Source organism: Nostoc sp. FACHB-888, assembly GCF_014696655.1.
Taxonomy (GTDB): domain Bacteria; phylum Cyanobacteriota; class Cyanobacteriia; order Cyanobacteriales; family Nostocaceae; genus Nostoc.
Genome location: NZ_JACJQM010000048.1, coordinates 26,733 through 47,565, shown reverse-complemented (window position 1 = coordinate 47,565; position 20,833 = coordinate 26,733). Strand labels below are relative to the sequence as shown.

The 20,833-nt window shown below is 42.2% G+C and carries 17 protein-coding genes and 1 pseudogene; 12 read left to right on the top strand and 6 right to left on the bottom strand.

Annotated elements, in window-relative coordinates; translation table 11 throughout:
• Positions 1-659 (bottom strand): annotated as a pseudogene (locus tag H6G26_RS24430) (photosystem II D2 protein (photosystem q(a) protein)); the annotation flags it as partial.
• Positions 660-1,575: 916 nt separating this feature from the next.
• Between H6G26_RS24430 and H6G26_RS24425 the strand changes: the two are divergent.
• The 4 genes from H6G26_RS24425 to H6G26_RS24410 all read left to right on the top strand — a co-directional run bounded on the left by H6G26_RS24425 (position 1,576) and on the right by H6G26_RS24410 (position 5,761).
• Positions 1,576-2,145, top strand: a complete 570-nt coding sequence (locus H6G26_RS24425; protein WP_190732020.1) for a photosystem I assembly protein Ycf4 — start codon at positions 1,576-1,578, stop codon at positions 2,143-2,145.
• Between the two features lie 105 nt (positions 2,146-2,250).
• On the top strand, positions 2,251-3,048 hold the full coding sequence (locus H6G26_RS24420) for a peptidylprolyl isomerase (RefSeq protein WP_190732018.1): 798 nt from the start codon (positions 2,251-2,253) through the stop codon (positions 3,046-3,048).
• Between the two features lie 68 nt (positions 3,049-3,116).
• Positions 3,117-4,259, top strand: a complete 1,143-nt coding sequence (locus H6G26_RS24415) for a beta-ketoacyl-ACP synthase (RefSeq protein WP_190732016.1) — start codon at positions 3,117-3,119, stop codon at positions 4,257-4,259.
• Positions 4,260-4,471: 212 nt separating this feature from the next.
• A complete protein-coding gene (locus tag H6G26_RS24410; protein ID WP_190732014.1) occupies positions 4,472-5,761 on the top strand; it encodes a Glu/Leu/Phe/Val dehydrogenase in 1,290 nt (429 codons plus the stop codon).
• A gap of 321 nt (positions 5,762-6,082) precedes the next feature.
• Here the strand turns inward: H6G26_RS24410 and H6G26_RS24405 are convergent, their stop codons facing one another.
• Positions 6,083-7,222, bottom strand: coding sequence for a Gfo/Idh/MocA family oxidoreductase (locus H6G26_RS24405; RefSeq protein WP_190732012.1), 1,140 nt, complete (start codon positions 7,220-7,222; stop codon positions 6,083-6,085).
• A 101-nt stretch (positions 7,223-7,323) separates the two neighbouring features.
• Positions 7,324-7,797, bottom strand: a complete 474-nt coding sequence (locus H6G26_RS24400; protein WP_190732010.1) for a hemerythrin domain-containing protein — start codon at positions 7,795-7,797, stop codon at positions 7,324-7,326.
• 963 nt (positions 7,798-8,760) lie between these two features.
• Between H6G26_RS24400 and H6G26_RS24395 the strand changes: the two genes are divergently transcribed.
• The 6 genes from H6G26_RS24395 (at position 8,761) to H6G26_RS24370 (ending at position 14,201) form a co-directional block, all read left to right on the top strand.
• The gene (locus H6G26_RS24395) at positions 8,761-9,423 is read left to right on the top strand and encodes a hypothetical protein (RefSeq protein ID WP_190732003.1); all 663 of its coding nucleotides are present in this window, start codon (positions 8,761-8,763) and stop codon (positions 9,421-9,423) included.
• A 160-nt stretch (positions 9,424-9,583) separates the two neighbouring features.
• Positions 9,584-10,906 carry a four-carbon acid sugar kinase family protein gene (locus tag H6G26_RS24390; RefSeq protein ID WP_190732001.1) on the top strand — a complete coding sequence of 441 codons (1,323 nt, stop codon included), beginning with the start codon at positions 9,584-9,586 and terminating at the stop codon, positions 10,904-10,906.
• Between the two features lie 127 nt (positions 10,907-11,033).
• On the top strand, positions 11,034-12,137 hold the full coding sequence (minC, locus tag H6G26_RS24385; RefSeq protein WP_190732000.1) for a septum site-determining protein MinC: 1,104 nt from the start codon (positions 11,034-11,036) through the stop codon (positions 12,135-12,137).
• Positions 12,138-12,323: 186 nt separating this feature from the next.
• Positions 12,324-13,130 (top strand): septum site-determining protein MinD, encoded by an 807-nt coding sequence (gene minD / locus H6G26_RS24380; protein ID WP_190731998.1) that lies wholly within the window; start codon positions 12,324-12,326, stop codon positions 13,128-13,130.
• A 36-nt stretch (positions 13,131-13,166) separates the two neighbouring features.
• The gene (gene minE, locus H6G26_RS24375) at positions 13,167-13,457 is read left to right on the top strand and encodes a cell division topological specificity factor MinE (protein ID WP_190731996.1); all 291 of its coding nucleotides are present in this window, start codon (positions 13,167-13,169) and stop codon (positions 13,455-13,457) included.
• A gap of 198 nt (positions 13,458-13,655) precedes the next feature.
• Complete coding sequence (locus tag H6G26_RS24370) at positions 13,656-14,201, top strand: DUF3592 domain-containing protein (RefSeq protein ID WP_190731995.1); 546 nt, start codon at positions 13,656-13,658, stop codon at positions 14,199-14,201.
• Between the two features lie 91 nt (positions 14,202-14,292).
• On the opposite strand, the gene H6G26_RS24365 is transcribed toward H6G26_RS24370, so the two are convergent.
• Positions 14,293-15,612: a hypothetical protein gene (locus H6G26_RS24365; RefSeq protein ID WP_190731993.1), complete on the bottom strand. Its 1,320-nt coding sequence runs from the start codon at positions 15,610-15,612 to the stop codon at positions 14,293-14,295.
• A gap of 851 nt (positions 15,613-16,463) precedes the next feature.
• On the opposite strand from H6G26_RS24365, the gene fmt reads away from it, so the two are divergent.
• The gene (gene fmt, locus H6G26_RS24360) at positions 16,464-17,495 is read left to right on the top strand and encodes a methionyl-tRNA formyltransferase (RefSeq protein WP_190731990.1); all 1,032 of its coding nucleotides are present in this window, start codon (positions 16,464-16,466) and stop codon (positions 17,493-17,495) included.
• 58 nt (positions 17,496-17,553) lie between these two features.
• On the opposite strand, the gene H6G26_RS24355 is transcribed toward fmt, so the two are convergent.
• A complete protein-coding gene (locus H6G26_RS24355; protein WP_190731989.1) occupies positions 17,554-17,916 on the bottom strand; it encodes a DUF6464 family protein in 363 nt (120 codons plus the stop codon).
• Between the two features lie 107 nt (positions 17,917-18,023).
• A complete protein-coding gene (locus H6G26_RS24350; RefSeq protein ID WP_190731987.1) occupies positions 18,024-19,535 on the bottom strand; it encodes an FAD-dependent oxidoreductase in 1,512 nt (503 codons plus the stop codon).
• 264 nt (positions 19,536-19,799) lie between these two features.
• Between H6G26_RS24350 and H6G26_RS24345 the strand changes: the two genes are divergently transcribed.
• Positions 19,800-20,702 carry a class I SAM-dependent methyltransferase gene (locus H6G26_RS24345; protein ID WP_190731985.1) on the top strand — a complete coding sequence of 301 codons (903 nt, stop codon included), beginning with the start codon at positions 19,800-19,802 and terminating at the stop codon, positions 20,700-20,702.
• Positions 20,703-20,833 lie beyond the last annotated feature (131 nt).

Sequence of the window (20,833 nt, the reverse complement as noted above, 5' to 3'; positions counted from 1 at the left end):
GTATTTTCGACTGTGGCTCCGTGAATGGCACACAACAAAGCACCACCTAATACACCAGCAACACCCATCATGTGGAAGGGGTTGAGTGTCCAGTTGTGGAAACCTTGCAGGAATAGCAGGAACCGGAAAATTGCAGCTACGCCAAAGCTGGGTGCAAAGAACCAGCTTGATTGTCCCAAGGGGTACATCAGGAATACACTGACAAATACTGCAATAGGAGCGGAGAAGGCGAGAGCGTTGTAAGGACGGATACCTACTAAACGCGCAATCTCAAATTGGCGCAACATGAAGCCAATTAAACCGAAGGCTCCGTGTAGGGCAACGAATGGCCACAACCCACCCAATTGAAACCAACGGGTGAGGTTACCTTGAGCTTCTGGCCCCCACAACAGCAACAGGGAATGTCCCATGCTGTCGGCGGGGGTGGATACTGCCACTGTTAGGAAGTTACAGCCTTCTAGGTAGGAGGAGGCTAACCCGTGGGTGTACCAAGAGGTGACGAAGGTGGTGCCAGTTAGCCAACCGCCTAGTGCTAGGAAGGCGCAGGGGAACAATAGTATTCCTGACCAACCTACGAATACGAAGCGATCGCGCTTGAGCCAGTCGTCTAGAACGTCAAACCACCCTCTACTGGGGGCACGTCCAACTGCGATGGTCATCGGACTAAAATCCTCTTTTTTTACTAAAATTGCAACGTTTCTAAGACAGTGCGGAGAGCCAGTGTAACCGACTGCCGTGAGGAATTAACGTTTTTTTTTGACAATCTCAACAGCGTGAAAGCAAATGAGATTCTCAGAGTTTGCTGACCAGTGAAATCAGCATTTCTCTTTCTTTATGCCATTACACGTACCATCGGCTAGTAATCTAGCTTGTGGTAACTTAATGATTCTTAACTTATCACACTAGTAACGGTTTTTGCCTGATACACAAAAGCAAATCAGGTATGAAACACGAACCTTATAAATAATATGAATATCAGAAATTTTACAATTTGACACAACTTTTCTCAGAAATGTAAAAAAAATTAGTGCAGATGGATGTAGGCAGGTAACTCATTCCCAAGAGGTCAAAAAGAGGCAGGGAGAGGGGAGCAGAGGTTAAAGGGCAGGAGAGAAAGAATTTTTATCCGTCATTAAGTGAACAAATAATATAACGTGCCCTAAGAAATTATTATATGGGTAGCGGCAACAGCGAGGAGCGCAGTTGAGTTTTTGTCAGCAATATTTGGTAAAATGTGGATGGTTACTTCGCCGCCACACCCATTGATACACCTCTGGAAAATATGTGAAACTTTGGATAAGGGGAAAGGAAGTTGGCACATCTTGACTAATACAAATAGCCTAAGTGGTTTGTCCCATAGTGCAAGTAAGCCAGTATCATCCGGAACAGTAAAATTTGTGGAGTACAGGGTAAAAAATTCATCGTCTGCGGTAAAGTATCCTGTGGACTTAAAACATAGCTCTCAGTGCCTCCTAAGCAATAGCCGGATTGGTACAGAGAGCCACCAATCTACTCAAGAGCATTCAGTGTGCTTTGTATGTCACAGCGAGTATCTCACGGGGCAATGGTAGTTCAATGACGGTATCAACAACGATTAACAAAGGCGATCGCCTACTGCATCAAAATGTTCTCGGTTCTCGTCGGTTTAGTAACTACAGCTGGGCAACTATCGTTACCTTGGGAGCAAGCGGCTTTTTATTGGCTGGGATATCCAGTTATTTAAAAGTTAATTTACTCATAGTTTCCGATCCAACTAAACTGGTATTTGTCCCCCAAGGATTGGTGATGGGGTTATATGGTACTGCTGGCTTGTTATTAGCCACATACCTGTGGCTAGTGATTTTATGGGACGTGGGAGGCGGTTACAACGAATTTAATCAGGAAACTGGCACAATCAAAATATTCCGTTGGGGATTTCCTGGCAAAAACCGCCGAATTGAGATTGACGGTCGCATAGAAGATGTGCAGTCTGTACGAATAACCGTCAAAGAAGGGCTTAATCCCCTTCGCGCCCTGTATCTACGCATTAAGGGCCGGCGAGATATACCCTTAACACGGATTGGACAACCGTTATCTTTAACAGAGTTGGAAACAGAAGGCGCAAAATTAGCCCGCTTTTTGGGAGTGTCACTAGAAGGACTTTAATTAATTGGGCATGGAGCATGGGGCGTTGGAAGAGAAGAACTCAAGACTAATGACCAATGACCAATAACTAACGATAAGATACTCTGGTTAAATCAGTAATTGGCAATGCGTTTAAAAATTTCACAATTTTTGCTTTCTCTTGTGATTATCAGTGCTTTGATGTTGGGAGGATGTTCAACACAGCAAGTAGGTTCTAATACCTCTTCTCCAACCTCGACAGCTACCTCGGACACAAGCGAGTCAAGCACCCAAACGACTACTGAAGCAACATCTGTATCTCAAACTAGTAGTGATATTCCTGGAATCAGTGATTTACCACGTCTTGAAGGCAAAGCTACTGTGGTGCTAACGGTTAAAGGTTCGCCAATTACTATCGAAGTAGACGGCACTAATGCCCCCATTACAGCTGGTAACTTCGTAGATTTAGTGCAAAAGGGTGTTTACGATGGTTTAGCTTTCCATCGAGTTGTACGCGAACCCCAACCGTTTGTAGTTCAAGGGGGCGATCCCCAAAGCAAAGACCCGAAAGTTTCAGCAAATAGCCTGGGAACCGGTAGCTATATTGACCCAAAAACGGGAAATGCTCGCTATATACCTTTAGAAGTTAAGGCGAAAGGTTCAGATACTCCCACTTACAACAAACCGTTTGATGCTACTGCTCAACCCGTCATATTGCCTCATAAACAGGGTGCAGTAGCGATGGCGCGATCGCAATCACCAGACTCCGCTTCTGCCCAGTTTTACTTTGCTTTGGCGGATCTAGCTTTCTTGGATGGTAACTACGCCGTGTTTGGCAATGTCACTCAAGGTTTTGATGTAGTCAACAAAATTCAGCAAGGCGATCGCATTGAGTCTGCTAAAGTCACTCAAGGTGCTGAAAATCTGAAAACACCAGGGCAGTAGGAGGAAGAGGGTAGGGGGCAGGGAGCAGGGGGAAAATAACTACTAACTCCTAACTGTTAACTCCTAAATTGGTAAAGGTTGTTGTCACTGGTATTGGTCTAGTTTCCGCCTTGGGTGGAAACTTAGAGGATAGTTGGCAAAATTTGATTGCAGGTAAATCTGGAATTCGGTTGCATCAACCATTTCCAGAACTTTCACCACTTCCTCTAGGTTTAATTGGTCAAAAACCATCTGAGTTAACAATGTTGACTCAGATGGTTGTTTCTTCTGCTTTACAAGATTCTGGATTAGTTTCAGCAGCTGATTGTGCTGTAGTTATTGGATCGAGTCGCTCTTATCAAGCGTCTTGGGAAACGCTGGCGCGGCAAATGTATAAAGACGCGGCAAATTTACCTGTGTCCTCTTTTGGAAATTGGCTAGATACATTACCTCACATGAATGCGATCGCAGCTGCAAGACAAATCGGTGCATCTGGGATAGTTTTGGCACCGATGGCAGCTTGTGCAACCGGGATTTGGTCTATTGCTCAAGCAGCTTTGCTGATACAAACTGGGCAATGTCAACAGGCGATCGCTGGCGCAGTGGAAGCACCAATTACACCCCTAACTTTAGCTGGATTTCAGCAGATGGGTGCTTTGGCAAAAACTGGGGCTTATCCCTTTGATTTGCACCGGGAAGGCTTAGTGTTAGGCGAAGGCGCAGCTGTGTTTGTCTTGGAATCAGCAGAGTTGGCAAAACAGCGTCAAGCAAAAGTTTATGGTGAAATTCTCGGTTTTGGCTTAACCAACGACGCATATCATAGTAATTCACCAGAACCTGAAGGGAAAAGTGCGATCGCTGCCATTAAACAATGTCTAGAACGTAGTTGTCTCTCACCAGGAGATATTGATTACATTCATGCTCATGGCACAGCTACCCAGCTAAATGATCAGATGGAGAGCATGGTAATCCAGCGTTTGTTTCCCCAAGGCGTGGCAGTTAGTTCCACCAAGGGAAGCTCAGGCCACACATTAGGAGCATCTGGAGCTTTAGGTGTGGCTTTTTCTCTCATGGCCTTAAAGCATCAAATTTTACCACCTTGTGTAGGATTTCAGCAGCCAGAATTTGATTTAAACATCGTTACAGCAGCACGTCTAAGCAAAATTAGGCAGGTACTATGTTGCAGTTTTGGCTTTGGGGGACAGAATGCAGCGATCGCACTAGCAAGGTAAAAATTTGTAAGTTTAACTATCCGACATCAGATATAAGTTTTAGTTAAGTATTTGTTTTTGATCTATAAACACTCTGCTTTCGCAGCAATAGCAGGATATAAAATATAAAACTGTAACAAAAACTACAAAACTCCTATTTTCCTCAAAAAAAGGATAAGCTAAATACAGATGATATCCGGTTCGTAAAGATACCGTGATTAGGAGAAAATTCTATGATTTCAAAATCGCTGTTGCTGCCAGAACCAGCTTCTCCAGCGCATATATGCCCATTTGATCAAGCCTGTAGCTACTTAGAAGCGGCAGCTAAAGAATTAAATTTAAATCAAGGTTTGCTGGAAATTCTTAGCCATCCGCGTAAGGTTGTCACGGTTTCCATCCCCGTGAAATTAGATAATGGAGAAATACAGGTTCTTGCTGGACACCGGGTGCAGCACTCCGATGTTTTAGGCCCCTACAAGGGTGGAACCCGTTACCATCCGGCTGTGACATTGCGCGAAGTATCCGCTCTCGCAATGCTGATGACGTGGAAATGTGCTTTGTTAGGTATACCTTACGGTGGTGGGAAGGGTGGCATTCCCATAGATCCGAAACGCTACAGTGTTGGCGAATTAGAGCGAATCACCCGCCGTTATATCAGCGAGTTGATTAAAGATATTGGGCCTGCTGTAGATATTCCTGCCCCAGATATGGGTACTTCGTCCCGTGAGATGGCTTGGATGATGGACACTTACTCTGTGAATGTTGGTCATGCTGTACCAGGAATTGTAACTGGGAAACCAGTTTCTATTGGTGGTTCGCTAGGACGGGAAATGGCAACCGGACGTGGCGTGATGATTATTGTTCGTGAGGCGCTGGCACAGCAAGGTAAATCCTTAGCAGGAGTGCGAGTAGCTATTCAGGGTTTCGGTAACGTTGGTAGTGCCGCAGCAGAATTACTACATCTTGCAGGCGCGAAAGTTATTGCTGTTTCAACTGGTACTGGAGGAATATTTTCCGAAGTTGGTCTTGATATTCCCAAGTTGAAAGTCTATGCTGCTGAAAATCGCAAGAGTATTATGGGTTTCCCGCAATCTGTACCAATTAGCAATGCAGATTTATTAGCTTTGCCCTGCGATGTCTTGATTCCAGCCGCTTTGGAAAACCAAATCACTGAAGAAAATGCGAATCAAGTGCAAGCGCAAATTGTCGCCGAAGCGGCTAATGGGCCAGTTACTCTTGAGGCTAGCTTGTCCTTAGAAGCGCGGGGTGTGACAGTGCTACCCGACATCTTGGCGAATGCTGGCGGTGTGGTAGTCAGTTATTTGGAGTGGGTGCAGGGTCTTTCCTACGTATTTTGGGATGAGGAACGGGTTAACCGCGAAATGGAGCATTTGATGGTACAAGCTTACCATCGGGTGATTCATCAGTCTGAGGTACGCCAAATTTCTATGCGATTAGCAGCTTACACTTTAGGGGTGGGTAGAGTGGCTCAGGCGCTGACTGACAGAGGTCTTTATCCTTAAGATTTTATACTTAGTTGTTCACAGGACAGATAAATCATTGTTGACAGCAATTTCACTGGAACAGCCATTGAAATTGCTGCCTTTTCTCGTTGAGCGATCGCTACAATATAACTACTACTAAATGTCTTCGATATTACAATAAGAAGCTTAATACATATAGCAAGCAAACTAAAAAAAGCTAGATTTCCCCATTGTTCTTTTGTTCCTATGCTCTGCATGGGAATGACTAATTAGGGGCTGCTGTTTCCAGTCAGACATTGAGTCAGCAGCACACATGAAGCATCCCCATGCAGAGCATTTAAACATCTTCTTCAACCAAATTTACGACTGCCCAGAAGGTGCAGCAGCATGAATCAAGTCTGGCTTCTCGTCACTAGGAGGACGTTCAATAGTTTGCTCCGATGTAGGACGTTGATGGCGTAGTTTACCGCCGTAGGCATCGCGAGTTTCGATCTGCACAGGTTTCCCCGTTTCAATTGACTGGTAAAGTGCTTGAATGATAGCAACATCAATCAGTCCTTCCGTCCCAGATGGTTCTGGGTCTCTATCTTCGAGAATACAATCAGAGAAGTACGTAAATTCAGCTGCTAGTTGATCATGATCCTCAAAGGTACGCTCTTGAGTTTCACCATTAATTGTCAGGTAATGCTTCAGTTCTCCCTGCCAAGGATAAGCAGGTTTTACTCGTAAATCGCCTTGAGTACCTACAATCTGATAGGTTGAAACACTTGCAGCTCCGAAGCTACAGGTAAATGTTGCTAATCGCTCATTGGGGAAACGCAAGATAACGCTAGCCATTTCTTCCACTTCGCTGAAGCGTTGTTCTCCCTTATTGGCAGCTACAGCAAATACTTCAATTGGTTCATCTTGAAATAGATAACGTGCAGCATTAATGCAGTAGATGCCAATATCATAAAGCGTGCCACCACCTGTTACATCTCGTAAGCGAATATTGCCCTCTTCTACTTGCTGAGTAAAAATCGAGTTGAAAATCCGTGGTTCACCAATTTGCTTTGAGCGGACAATTTCAACTGCTTGTAAATTGGCTTGTTCTAAATGTAAGCGGTAGGCAATCATCAGCTTTACATTGTTGTCATTGGCAGCTTTAATCATTGCCTCACACTCTTGTTCAGTTATTGCCATCGGCTTTTCACATAACACATGAATTGCCTGATTAGCAGCCCGCACAGTGTAGTCACAATGCAAGTGATTCGGCAACGCAATATACACTGCATCAATCTCGCCACTTGCTAAACAGTCCTCATACTCCTCGTAAGAGTAAGTATGCTCAATCCCATACTTTTTGCTCAGTTCTTCGTTTTTAGTGGCGTCATCTGAAACTAGTGCCACTAGTTCTGAGTTTTCGGTGTTGGCAAAGGAAGGTAAAGCAGCTTCTTGGGCAAACCAACCTAAACCAACGACAGCGTAGCGAATTTTGCGGTTGCCATTTGTAGTAGTCATTTTTCTACTCTCCGATGAAGGAATACTTGTGTAATTTTCATGCACTAATTACGTGCAAATTATGCCTAACTGCTGATGAAACACTTAGCAAAAGTGCATTGTTACATTGCTAATGCAGCTTCTATATCGGGTACCAATTTAGCTTTCGCTTCCTGAAATTCCTGACCCAATTCAGTTAGCTCTTTCTCACTCATACATTCGCGAACAGCATTAAAAATCTCGCTTTCTTCTTCTTCTACATGATGCTCAACTGATTCTTTCAATTCGCTCATTTTTTCTTTAAACTCAGGATCAGTAGGTTTAAGCACCTTAATCTCTTCTAAAATCACTGAAACTTCTTCATGTTCTTCTTCAGCTTCTTCAATATATTGTTCAGTTTCTTCGTGTTCTCGCATAGCTGGATAGAAGACTAATTCTTCAGTTCTAGCGTGTAAGTTCAATGCTATATAGATTTGATTGAATTGTTCAAGCAATTTTGCGCCCTTAGCTTTTTCTGCTTCTGCAAAAAGTTTCTCAACTTGGCGATGTTCTGCTTCAATTAATAAAAGAATGTCTGTTGCTTTAGTTTTAGCCATTTTCTTTTCCCTTAGTAATTATCAATTTATAGGGCTGAGAATTTGGAGGTTCAGAAATGAGATACCGTATATTCTCAATGACTTGGTAAATTAAAACCTCATTCTTTCAGTAAGCTTTAATTTAGACTTAAGGAATATTTTCGCTATTGCACTTTAACTAAAATCCATAACCTTGGCATGATGGATACTAAGTATGTATCATTAGTAGTTCAGTTCAAAGCTACGACCTAAACCTGGAATACCAGCTGAAGATTCCCACACAGTAAAGCACTAAGCCCATTGCTGGGTAAAGTAGAGCTTAGAAGTTATTTATAGAATGCAGGTGATTTCTGGTGGAGCGCGTGGGGTAACTCAACTTTCTTATTATGATGATGTTACCGAAGGTATTTTTCTTTTGGTGAAGAGTTAGAGGAAATTTTGAATATTCAAAACCTGAAGCATAATTGGTGTATAAAACACACAGTTTATAATAAATACAAATAATAAAAGTTTAATTGGAGAAAATTTTTCTGCCAACAAAGCACACGCAAATATACAACGAATTTCCTTCTCGGAAGCATTGCAATGTTGTGATTTAATTTCTGCAAGGCAAAGTTTTTTTTTACCGCACGTTCATGAGCCGCGAACATTTTTATGCGTTGTTCAAGTGAGAGTTTTTGCAACCGGGAAAACAAATAACTATCGGCATCAATGCTGTATTGGCAGCTTGCGGTCGATAATTTAGTTTTATGCGTTCTGCGGTCATACTACTCAAATTAGTATGCGCTTAAACGCGATCGCCTACATAAGTACTGCATTGTATCCAAAAGAAAGCAGGAAATAAGTGTAAATGCTTTTTAGCTTTATCTAATCGTATTCCGCAATCTGCTTTTTATCATAACTATACGTAACCATCCATTGCTTATCTACCAAACCCGATTAAAATAAATACGCAACTTGGGCTTCCATAGGAGTTATCCAGCCGTGCAGCCGGACTTAATAGGCTTGGAAATTAGTAAGGGGGAACTGAGACGTTTGACTGGGTTCGATCCAGAAGACGTTTTTCGCCCCTCTGTTTTGCGAGACAGCAAGAAGCGATTAGGGTTCTTGATCAATGAAATGCTGGTGACGCTGGCGCTAACGCCAATAATTGTGGGCTTTATTTACGCTTTTATTATTCTGCCGATAATTGGTTCTTCAATTAGACTTGGAATTCTTTTACTAATTTTAGTGCCAATGCCGATATTAGTGGGGCGATGGCTCTGGCGGCAGTTGACCTGTCCTGAAGGGCTGACAATACTTTTAGATGAAGTTGATAAATATCATGACCTAGTTGCTGCCATAGATATTAATGACCAATTGGCAGCATCAGGAAACGTAGAAAGCAGTATTCATGACCGAGATAAAGTAACCGCCGCCCTGCAACTAATTAGAGAAGATTTAGTCCGCGCTCTGAAAACGGAACGAATTTTGCGGGATAATAAAAAATTGCTTGCTAATAACCAAGAGTTATTTGTGAATAATTTAGCCAGTCTGCAAGCTTTACAAGTTAGTAGTCAAGCAGGCGAATATGCTCAACTGCTAAATCAATCATTGCAAATTGCGATCGATGTGCAAGCAGAAATCAGAAAATTGCAGAAAGGCTGAGTGGATGTTTGTAAAAGCTTGGGCTAGAAGTCGCAGCTACACAGACAAAACTTGCCTCCGCAGGTTAGAAAACCCTTGATTTTGATTAGTCCACGGAGGTGGACTTTACTTGTGTAGTCGCCAATACTTTTTCAAAAAACAATCTCCCCGTTGACTTAAAATGAGCAACAAACCAAAAATAATTGTCCTGGATGATGACCCTACAGGTTCTCAGACAGTCCACAGCTGCTTGCTGCTAATGCACTGGGATGTGGACACTTTACGCATCGGGTTGCAGGATGATTCGCCGATTTTCTTTGTGCTGACTAATACTAGATCGCTAACGCCAGAGTCAGCTGCATCTGTCACCACAGAAGTTTGCCAGAACTTGAAAATCGCTTTGAATGCTGAAGGAATTGACGATTTTTTGATTGTCAGCCGTTCTGATTCTACTTTGCGGGGACATTATCCCATTGAAACTGATGCGATCGCACAAGAACTCGGCCCTTTTGATGCTCATTTTCTCGTACCAGCATTTTTTGAGGGTGGACGCATCACCCGCGACAGTGTTCATTATCTAATTATCGGTGGTGTACCCACCCCAGTGCATGAAACCGAATTTGCCCGTGATTCAGTCTTCAGCTACCATCACAGTTACTTACCCAAGTACGTTGAAGAAAAGACTCAAGGACGAATTAGTGCCGAAGCTGTAGAAAGGTTTCTCCTAGCTGATATTCGCGCTGGTAGTTTGGAACGCTTGTTACAACTGAGTGGTAATAAGTGCGGTGTTGTAGATGGTGAAACTCAAGATGATCTCAACTGCTTTGCAGTAGACATATTAGCCGCAGCAAGTCAAGGGAAACGCTTTTTGTTTCGCAGTGCAGCAAGTATTTTAACAGCTTTAGCCGCTTTACCACCCCAACCCATTGCCGCCGAAAACATGGCCCAGTACGTGCGGCAAGGCAAACCAGGTGCGGTAATTGTTGGTTCCCATGTGAAAAAGACTACTCAGCAGTTAGAAGCACTGTTACGAGTAGAAGGAACAGTGGGAATCGAAGTGAATGTAGCGCGATTACTTGATGATGCAAATCAATCTGCGGCACTACTAACTGAAATCAAAGAAAGTACACGGGCGGCACACAAGGCTGGCAAAACACCAGTGGTTTATACTAGCCGTCAGGAACTGAATTTTAAAGATGTCAACACACGATTGGAGTTTGGGACAAAAGTTTCAGGTTTATTGATGGATATTGTACGCGGTTTACCATCTGATATAGGATTCTTAATCAGCAAGGGTGGCATTACCTCTAATGATGTCTTGAGTAATGGACTAGCTTTAACTTCAGCCCGTTTACTCGGTCAAATTTTAGCTGGTTGTTCAATGGTGTTAACGCCTTCCGATCATCCCCAGTTTCCTGATTTACCTGTGGTGCTGTTTCCCGGTAATGTCGGCGATGCTGATGCCTTGGCGACAGTTTATCAGAGGTTGACCCTGCCAATTTGAGATTTAAGATTTGAGATTAAATAATCTTTTGCTTCATGCCAAACTAACTTCTTGCTACGCGCTTTCAGCCCTTGTGGGTAATACAAATCCAAAATCTGTGTATCCTTTGTCTTTTGGCTAGTAATGCATGACTTCTGATTCTGCGGTTCCCGATCTAAAGTCAAATTCTGCACTTCCTAATGCAGAACCAAACTCTATCCTTTCTGAGGTAGAGGTAAATCCTACTGTTTCTGATGTAGAGTCAGATTCTATCCTCCCGGATGCGGAGTTAAAATCTGTCCTCCTTTATTTAAAATCAAATACTGTCCTTGAGGATGTAAAGTCAAATCTTGCTAACTCAAATGTAGAGTCAAATCTTGCTAACCCAAATGTAGAGTCAAATCCTGCTAACCCAAATGTAGAGTCAAATCCTGCTAACCCAAATGTAGAGTCAAATGCTGATACAGCATTAGATTTTATCCTTACTGATTCAAACCCTAATGAGTCAGCATTACCAGGACATCGCGTAAATGACAATACTCAAGTCCAGTTAAAAAGTAAGGAGGGACGACTTTTATTAATTTTGCCCCCGGAATCCCAAGTATCTGCCTCAGAACTCACTTGGTCTGAAATTTGGCAACAAATAAGACAACGTTTGAATGCAGGCGATCGCTTCCGTATATCTAATACTCCTGTGCATCTGATGGCACAAGACCGTCTAGTAGATGCCAGACAACTCCAAGAACTCGCTGAGGCTTTGAATGAAGTACAACTTAGGCTCATATCAGTCTCGACTAGTCGTCGGCAAACTGCGATCGCTGCCGTCACATCTGGGTATTCTGTAGAACAATTGCAGCCCGTAACTTCCCTGAATTCCGAGCCAAAACCTACAGCCATACCCCAAGAAGACGCTCTCTATTTGGAAATGACAGTCCGCTCTGGAGTTGAAATTCGTCATCCTGGAACAGTAATTCTATTGGGAGATTTAAATCCAGGTGGTATTGTAATTGCAGATGGAGATATTATCATCTGGGGTCGCCTACGTGGAATCGCTCATGCTGGTGCTGGAGGCAATCGTGAGTGTCTGATTATGGCTTTGCAAATGGAACCAACCCAATTGCGGATCGCAGATGCTGTCGCTAGGGCACCAGAAAAATTGCCAATACAGTTTTTTCCAGAGGTGGCACATATTACGCCCCAAGGAATTCGCATTGCTAGGGCTACTGATTTTTCCAGAAACCAATTTACCTAAAGCAATCAAGAGCCATAAATATTTACTTAAAGGATGAAGTAGATAAGGATGAAATAATACAAATATTTATGCCTCGCCCTGATGAGGAAGATCAGATATTTCTTCATACTTGATACGATACTTCATACTTTATACTGCAATTTACTGTTTTATATTTTCTGAACCCTTATTGACCGTATTTCTATCATGACTCGCATTATTGTGATTACCTCCGGCAAAGGAGGAGTGGGTAAAACCACAGTTTCGGCAAATCTGGGCATGGCTTTAGCCAAAATGGGGCGTCAAGTTGCCTTGGTTGATGCGGATTTTGGTCTGAGAAATTTGGATTTGCTGCTAGGGCTAGAAAACCGCATCGTCTATACTGCGGTGGAAGTCTTAGCCAGAGAGTGCCGCTTAGAACAAGCCTTGGTGAAAGATAAGCGGCAACCCAATCTCGTACTTTTGCCGGCAGCCCAAAATCGCTCTAAAGATGCAGTCACACCTGAACAGATGAAGTTATTGGTGAATGCATTGGCGCAAAAGTATCAGTACGTGATCATCGATAGCCCCGCCGGCATTGAAAATGGGTTTAAAAATGCAATCGGCCCGGCAAAAGAAGCGCTAGTTATCAGCACACCAGAAATTTCCTCAGTTCGTGACGCCGATCGGGTAGTGGGGTTACTTGAGGCACAAGGTATCAAGCGTGTTCATTTAATAATTAACCGCATCAGACCCTCAATGGTGCAGGCAAATGATATGATGTCAGTGCAAGATGTTCAGGAACTTCTCGCCATTCCCCTAATCGGGGTAATCCCTGACGACGAGCGTGTTATTGTATCTACCAATCGCGGCGAACCCTTAGTGTTAGCAGAAAATCCCTCTTTAGCTGCCACAGCCTTTGAGAACATTGCTCGTAGATTAGAAGGGGAAAGTGTCGAATTTCTGGAGATCGACTCGTCCCAAGACAGCATCTTCGCCCGTATACGAAGGTTGTTCAGGACAAAGATTGTTTAACTTACTTTTCCAGTCTCCGCGCCAGACCTATTCGTAATGATTGAACTTCTAGAACGACTTTTTTCTCGCGGTACTGATAGCAGTCGAACTCAAGTCAAACGTCGCCTGCAATTGGTGATTGCTCATGATCGCGCTGATTTAGATCCTCAAACATTGGAAAAAATGCGGAAAGAAATCTTAGATGTAGTCTGTCGCTATGTCGAAATTGAGACGGAGGGCTTGGAGTTCTCTTTAGAAAGCAACCAACGAACCACAGCTTTAATTGCTAATTTGCCCATCCGCCGAGTCAAAGGAGCTATACCTGAATGGGAAAGGGGTGATAAATAAGTCTCTATAGTTTTAATCTGAAGTATTTTTATTTAGGATGTAGTGAAATTATCGCCAATTACGACAAATCATCCCAACTTTTGAATTAATAAAAGTTTTTATAAAAAAGTGATTCTACGTCAAATGAGTTGAGATAACACAGTATTTGATTTGGGCATACTTACATATAGGTATTATCGATACTATGTTTAGCCTTGTATGTCACGGGTTAAAATCATCTTTTTTCGTATCACTTTGCTTGTATCTGCTTCGATTTTTATCGGGCTGGCTATTCTTTTAGGGGTGATGGTTGTTACAATCACTGGATTGTCAACTTGGTCAGTTTTAACCCAGCCACGTATTCAATGGGAATCTACCTCCGCAACTGTAGTTCGTCGAGAAACCTTTACCTTTACGGAGTCTGAGCCAGAAGGTAAAAAACTGAGCTGTCCGGTAATTCGATTTACGGTTCAAGGTCAGCAGTATGAAGAACAAAGTGGGCCTTGCGTTATAAAACGCCGTCCTTGTCAAGATTCAAGGCGTAGAAAGTGTCCCAGAGATCCTCAATTTGGCAAGGGACAAATAGTAAAGGTTTGGTACGATCGCACCAACCCTCGAAACACTTTTATTGGAACTACTGCACCTGCTCAATCTAACTTGGGAGATGCTATTAAAGTATTTTATACTCTAGCAGTGCCGACTGGAGTTTTGCTCGTGGTTGCTAAAGTGATGCTAGATGCTACAACGCGGCTTGGAAAGACTTAGGAGTAACCTAGTCGGTCACTGTCCTAAGCCTTACTGACGACAAATGCGGCTCACAAAACAAAGGGAGATTAGAAAATTTTCTTTCCCTAAATTATCGATAAGCAACTTGTGGGCCTGCCCAAATTTCCGTAACCTTTTTACCAAAAGTAATCGGTTGATCATCGTCTGTTATAGGGATAGTTTTACCATCATTAGCAACTTGCATTAATGGCCAGTTTTCCTCGCCCAATTCACCTGCACGGAACAGCGCATGGTCTGGTTGGCTTTTACTCCAACCTAACAATACGGCAATTTTCTCATGCTCATCTTCTTGATTAGCTGGAGCAACTATATTAGCGTGATTTTTTTGCCGATCCCAAATTACTGCACTATCTGTAGAATCGCCTGCATTAAATATACCTTCAAATTTACGTGCCAAGAAGCGATCGCCTTTTTGCGACCAGCTAACTGGAACTAATACCCCAATTTTACCACTCGTATCAGTTTCTTCTGATGCCGCCGCCTTTAAAGCCTTTAGCTTTAATAAAGGATCGCTAACAGGAGTCGTTGAAGCCATCACCCACAACTTCTTGGTGTGCATATCTTGGACAAACAGAACGCTGGTAACACGGCTGTTGTACATTTCTGGTTTTACTTCCAGTTGCACCCGGCTATAAACAGCATATTTACCATCTGGAGAAACCACCGGTACGCTACGGTAGTGACGCACTCCTGAACCGCCTTTGGAACCAATCGCCTCTTGAGTCGCTGTAATCCATTTCCAAGGAATAGGATGAGGACTACCTATAGGATCTATTTGTTCTGCTTGGGACTCATCACGTGGTTCAGAAACAGGTACTTCCGTCGTTGTGGTTGGTTGTGATTTTCTAAGAGTTGGTGTTACTTGAGTTGCTGTCAATGATTCAGTAAAAAATTTTTCTTTGAGGAAAGAATTTTCTTGTCCTTTCAAAGACTTGATATTAGCAGCTTTAAGTTTTCGGATTAAATTAAGCTGACTAACAGGAACATCTGTTAATGGTGCGAGTTCAATTGCTGCCAAAGAATCAGGAACAGTTAAATCGCTACTTGACACAAAACTATCTATTTGAGCTAAAGACTCAATTTTCTCTGCTGGTAATACTTGCGGTTCCTGAACACCAGTACTTTGTGTTGGCACAGAGTCAAATTTTTCTGTTAAGAAGTAAGTTTGCTCTGTGGTTAGTATTTCAGCTATCTCAGGTTCCCCAACTACAGCTGTTTCCTTTGATACATCAGAATCTCCAGTCATTGAAGTTAGTTTAGCTACTTCGGATTTTACTGGGAACGAGTGAGCCGATGCGCCTAGCAAGGGTGCGATTAGCATCACAACGACAACGTAATTGATCAATGGTTGCGTGCGGAACCATCCTGACAGCAAAAGGAGTTTAAGCATTTGTAGAATCTCTAGAGGGGGGCGGTTGCTATGTGAGAAGCAATACCTATGCAGCAATGGGGCAGGCGGTAATTATATGTATAACAAGAAACTAAGAACTTTGACGATATATTTTATTCAAATTTTGCAGAGTTTTACACAAATTAAGTATCATCTTTACACCCCTTCTTTCTTAGGTATTGGATGTTTTTGTACAAAAATATGCGAGTATAGTAAATATGCTGAAAACTCAGTAATTACTACAGAATATGTAATGTTGCTGTTGCTACACCTAAACACACCGAAAACAGGTATTAGTCAAGGGATATTCAGCGTATAGTTTAGCCAATAACGCTGGTAACCAAGAGTGAGATAAATCGGCTATTGGGGATCGTACTAGCGATCGCTAGTACACTACAAACAAGCCAGGTTACACACTAATATTAGAGGGCAAACCCTCATAATGGTAAACGTGAAAAGCTTTTAAAGCGGATGCATAACACATCATACTCAGAAAATACTGCTGTCAGCAACCCAAAGTTATAAATTGCAATCTCAACTACTGCAAAAATAGCTATAAGATGCAATAGTTTTTTAGAAATACAATTGCATTTAACGCTAGTTTGGGTGAAATTATCAGGAACACAACAAAATTTACTCGGTAGATGCTCTAGCGGTTCGTGACGATACACCACTAAACTATTGGGATCACTAAAGGTAGATGCAGTTAATACTAGCTTTTATACTTGTCAACTTAACTATTAAGTTAAATCTTGCAGTCTTTTGGTTCACCAATACGAAAACATTGTACCACCAAACAGCCAATATTATTTACCATTAATTAATCACTAACAGTTAACAACTAATTATTAATGAAAATTGTATTCTTTGGTACACCACAGTTTGCTGTGCCCACGTTAGAAAAGTTATTGAATCATTCAGAATTTGAGGTGTTGGCAGTTGTTACTCAACCAGATAAACGCCGGGAACGCGGAAACAAACTGATCCCCTCACCAGTAAAAGCGATCGCAACTGCTCACAACTTACCAGTATGGCAACCGGAACGGGTGAAAAAAGACACCGAAACTTTAACCCAACTCAAACAATCAGACGCAGATGTGTTTGTTGTTGTCGCCTATGGACAGATATTATCGTCAAAAATATTGAATATGCCAAAATTGGGCTGCATTAATGTGCATGGCTCGATTTTACCCAAATATCGGGGTGCAGCGCCGATTCAGTGGTGCTTGTACAACGGTGAGAAAAAAACGGGGATCACGACAATGTTAATGGATGTGGGGATGGATACCGGGCCAATGCTACAAATAGCCACTACAGCCATTGGATTACTGGATAATACTCAAGATTTAGCCGAAAGACTAGCTGGGATCGGTGGGGATTTGTTGGTGGAAACTCTATTGAAGTTGGAACGCCAAGAAATTCAACCAATTCCCCAAGATAATTTGGAAGCGACTTATGCACCTCTGATTCAAAAACAAGATTATGGTTTGGATTGGTCAAAAAGCGCTATCCAATTACACAATCAAATTAGAGGCTTTTACCCTAACTGCACCGCTACCTTTCGTAACAACCTGCTAAAAATCACCGCTTCTGCTCCCCTTAATTCTGTAAGCGATGTCTGGCGACAAGCCGCTCCGCGTCTACGCGATCTCCCACCAGAATTACAAGAATTAACTCATAAATTGCCCGATTTGTCAAATGTATCAGACAGACCGGGAGTTGTAGTCAGCATTGCCAAAGGAATTGGAGCGATCGTCCAGACTGGGGAAGGTTTGTTACTGTTGCGAGAGGTTCAGCTAGCTGGTAAACGTCCCCAGTCGGGATGGGATTTTGTTAATGGTACCCGCTTAACTGTGGGAGAAGTTTTTGGCGCGGGTAGTTGAGGGATTAGCAATTTTAGATTTTGAATTTTGGATTAGAGGAAAAATCTAAAATCTAAAATTAAATGGCTTCTACTTTTTCATAAAAACGGCAAGATTCGCAAGGGCCATCTGGGTTGACTGCACAGCGAATGAGTTCTGAATGAGCATTATAGGAGCAGGTGGCATCGCCAACTACCCAACGTCCACCTACTAAACTTTTCTCAGATGGTCGTTTAGCCGACTGCACGTAAATGGCAATATTATGCAAGCGGTAGCGCCCTGCTTTAAGTTGGTATCGATGGCGACGTTCTAAAACCGCATAAGTTTTACCTTCAAAATCGAGATAATTTCCGGGTTGGGGTGTCCAATCAAGTTGCACTTTACCGAGTGACTCACGCGGATGCGTCAGAATCACCTCGGTTTGTAAAGAGTCTGGCTCCATAAGCTTATGTGATTTGATTTACATTACAAGGATGGTATGGCAATAGCTTTCTTTAGCTTACCGAATTTAAATTACAATTAATGATTAACTCTTTGCGCCCCTACGGATTACGGCAACCAAAATTCAGGTAGGATAGGTTTGCCCAAGTCACGCAAAGTTTGATTGAGCGATCGCGCCACTTGGATATGCGCTTCATCCTCTTCTACGGCTAAAATCTCAGATGGCTGACCTTCTCCTAAATAAGACACCACCAAGTTTGCCGCTTCTAAACCAGTAACATAAGCTTTTTCTTGTGACCAGGAACCATGACGGTTCACAATCCAATCCCCACTCATAAACACATTCTCAAAACTTGTTTTAGCGGGCAACATATAACGGTAACTACCAGGTGCAAAGTGAGTCACCGCTTGAGGTAGCCGAATTACACTGCTATCAATGATCTTTGCTCCTCGAAACGCCGGTACACAAGTTGCTAAATAACCCTGAAATATTGGTAAAATCTCCTCATCACTCAAATTGAGAAACTGATTTGCGTGATAAAAATCAGCTTCAATCACTGTTCCTGGCTCATCTCGATATTCATCATGTAGAGCATTCAAATCAAAAAATGTCCAACCTGTAGTTGCGTCAAATCCAAAGCAAGCATTGGAAGGACGAGGAATATCAATTTTGCGGTCAAACCATAATCGCGTTGCTAAAACATCAATTGATCCTAAATTGCTCAAATTACGGAATTCTTCACGGCTTTGTAAACTAGGGCTAGTTGAGACAATTTTCTTCATCCCCGTGATCCCAACTGCAAAAATCACGGCATCTGCTTCAATTACTTCATCACCGCAAACTACACCCTTTGCCCGATGATTACTATCAACAATTAAGTCTGTAACCCGGCGCTTAGGTAACACTCGCGCACCAGCTTTTTCAATACGTTCCACCCAAGGACGAAATATCATTTCTCCAACAGTTCCCCGGCACCAAACTACATCAAAATCTGGTTGATGAGCCAGAATAAAAAAGTAAAGCATCCCTAAAGTTGCTGCGGCTGAACATTGTTCACCAGGGGCAAACAAGCCTACTAATAACATTGGTTCAAAAGCATCGCGGTAAAGCCGTGCAGAAACGTTAAAATTTTTAAACAATTCACGAGCAGTTACAAAGTCATAGCGCCGCCAAGCTTCATCAGAATTGTCAAAATCAATAACAGCATAAAGTAAAGGCAAGGCACTGAGACGGTCAATTAGTGGCAGCCGCTTAAACTGCGTGTAGAGAAAAGTTCCTAGTGGAGAAGGAAGTCGCGGTAAGTCTTGAAAAATTGGTGATTCAACTTCCAAGCCTGCTGGCGAATATTGCGAAGAACGAGTCCAAGTAGTAAAAGGATTAATTCCTAATTCATTGATTAGGGAAAAAATATTTTTGTAAGGATACCAAAAGCCATGAATGCCAGCTTCAACAGATTTTCCTGCGCCTGTTTGCCAACCTGCTACCAGTCCACCGGGATAGGGGCCTGCTTCTAGAAGTGTCACATCATAGCCTTGTTTTGCCAAATGGTAGGTTGCTCCTAAACCAGCCCAACCTGCACCTACAACTACCACCCGTTTTTGTTGTGACCCTTCTACCATCCCAGCCTCCGATTGTTGCAGTCTATCAACTAATGTATACGAACTTGACGCTCTCATCAGATGACGGTTGCTATTAGAGTGGTTTTTGTTTGGATGCAATACGATATCTGTGCGCCCTCCGAACTATATTCCATCGGATTGAAAACAGTTATAGACTTTATAGAAAGGCTAAAGTGGAGCAGGTCAGTAAAACTCACTTGCGGTTAATGCTGAGTTAAGAGTATAACAGGAAACAAACTCAACTATTCATAAGGAATAATTCTAATGGCTCAATTAGCAAATGTAAAATTCAGTTTGAATGACTTTGAATTACGAGATGGCATTTATTTTCCTAGTGACTATGAGCAATTGAATAATACTCAACATAAAAAAACATGGGATGCGATTGGTAAAACATATTATGGTTCCCAAAAGATCGAAAAAATTGCAGATACATCGCCCATCAAACAAGATTACACTCTATTAACTGGCACACCTGGAGGGACTTGGAACAAATTTCCCTTGAATAAGTCTGTTGGCTCTATTCTGGAGATTGGTTCTGGTTATGGTCGCGCACCTTTGCATCTCTCTAAAGCCAAAAATCTGAGATGCGAAAAATATTATGGAATTGATATTTCTGAACCTTTGTTGCGGCGGTTAATTAAGGTTAAACAAGAATATGATTTTTTTCCAGAAGCTGAATTTAACTTGATTTGCACTTCTGCCGAAATATTGCCTTTAGAAGATAATTCTATAGATTTGGTAATTTCTAACTGCGTCTTTATGCATATCCCAGATGCACAATTAAGAAATTTGTTGGCTGATATATCTCGTGTGCTAAAACCTGGTGGAATTTTCGTTTTTAATCATTCTTTCCACAACAAGTCTTGTCCTTCTCATATTATTCATAATTTTATCAGAAGGCTGAATCCATTTGTGAGAAATCCAGTTTATCTTAAGCAATATACATCTGCTGAAATAAATGAAATGTTAGCAACTGCTGGCATACAAACGAAGTGTCCACAATATACTGTCGAACCAACGCAAGAATATGCAATTTTGCCGGAAACCATTAAAGGAATTCCAGTGCCATTTGCTAATGCGATCAATAGGAGCCTTAAGCCATCAGATAGTCTAAAGGAAACTTTAGCTTATGGTTTTAGCGCCTACAGCACAAAACTGGACTAAGTAAGTATCTTGTTGTAACAATTAGCTGAATACAAAGGAACTACGGGAGCACAACATTGTTGTGCTTTTATTTTTCCATAAATGTAATATACCAACTTTTACGAACATATTTTAACTAAAGTTGGTAAATT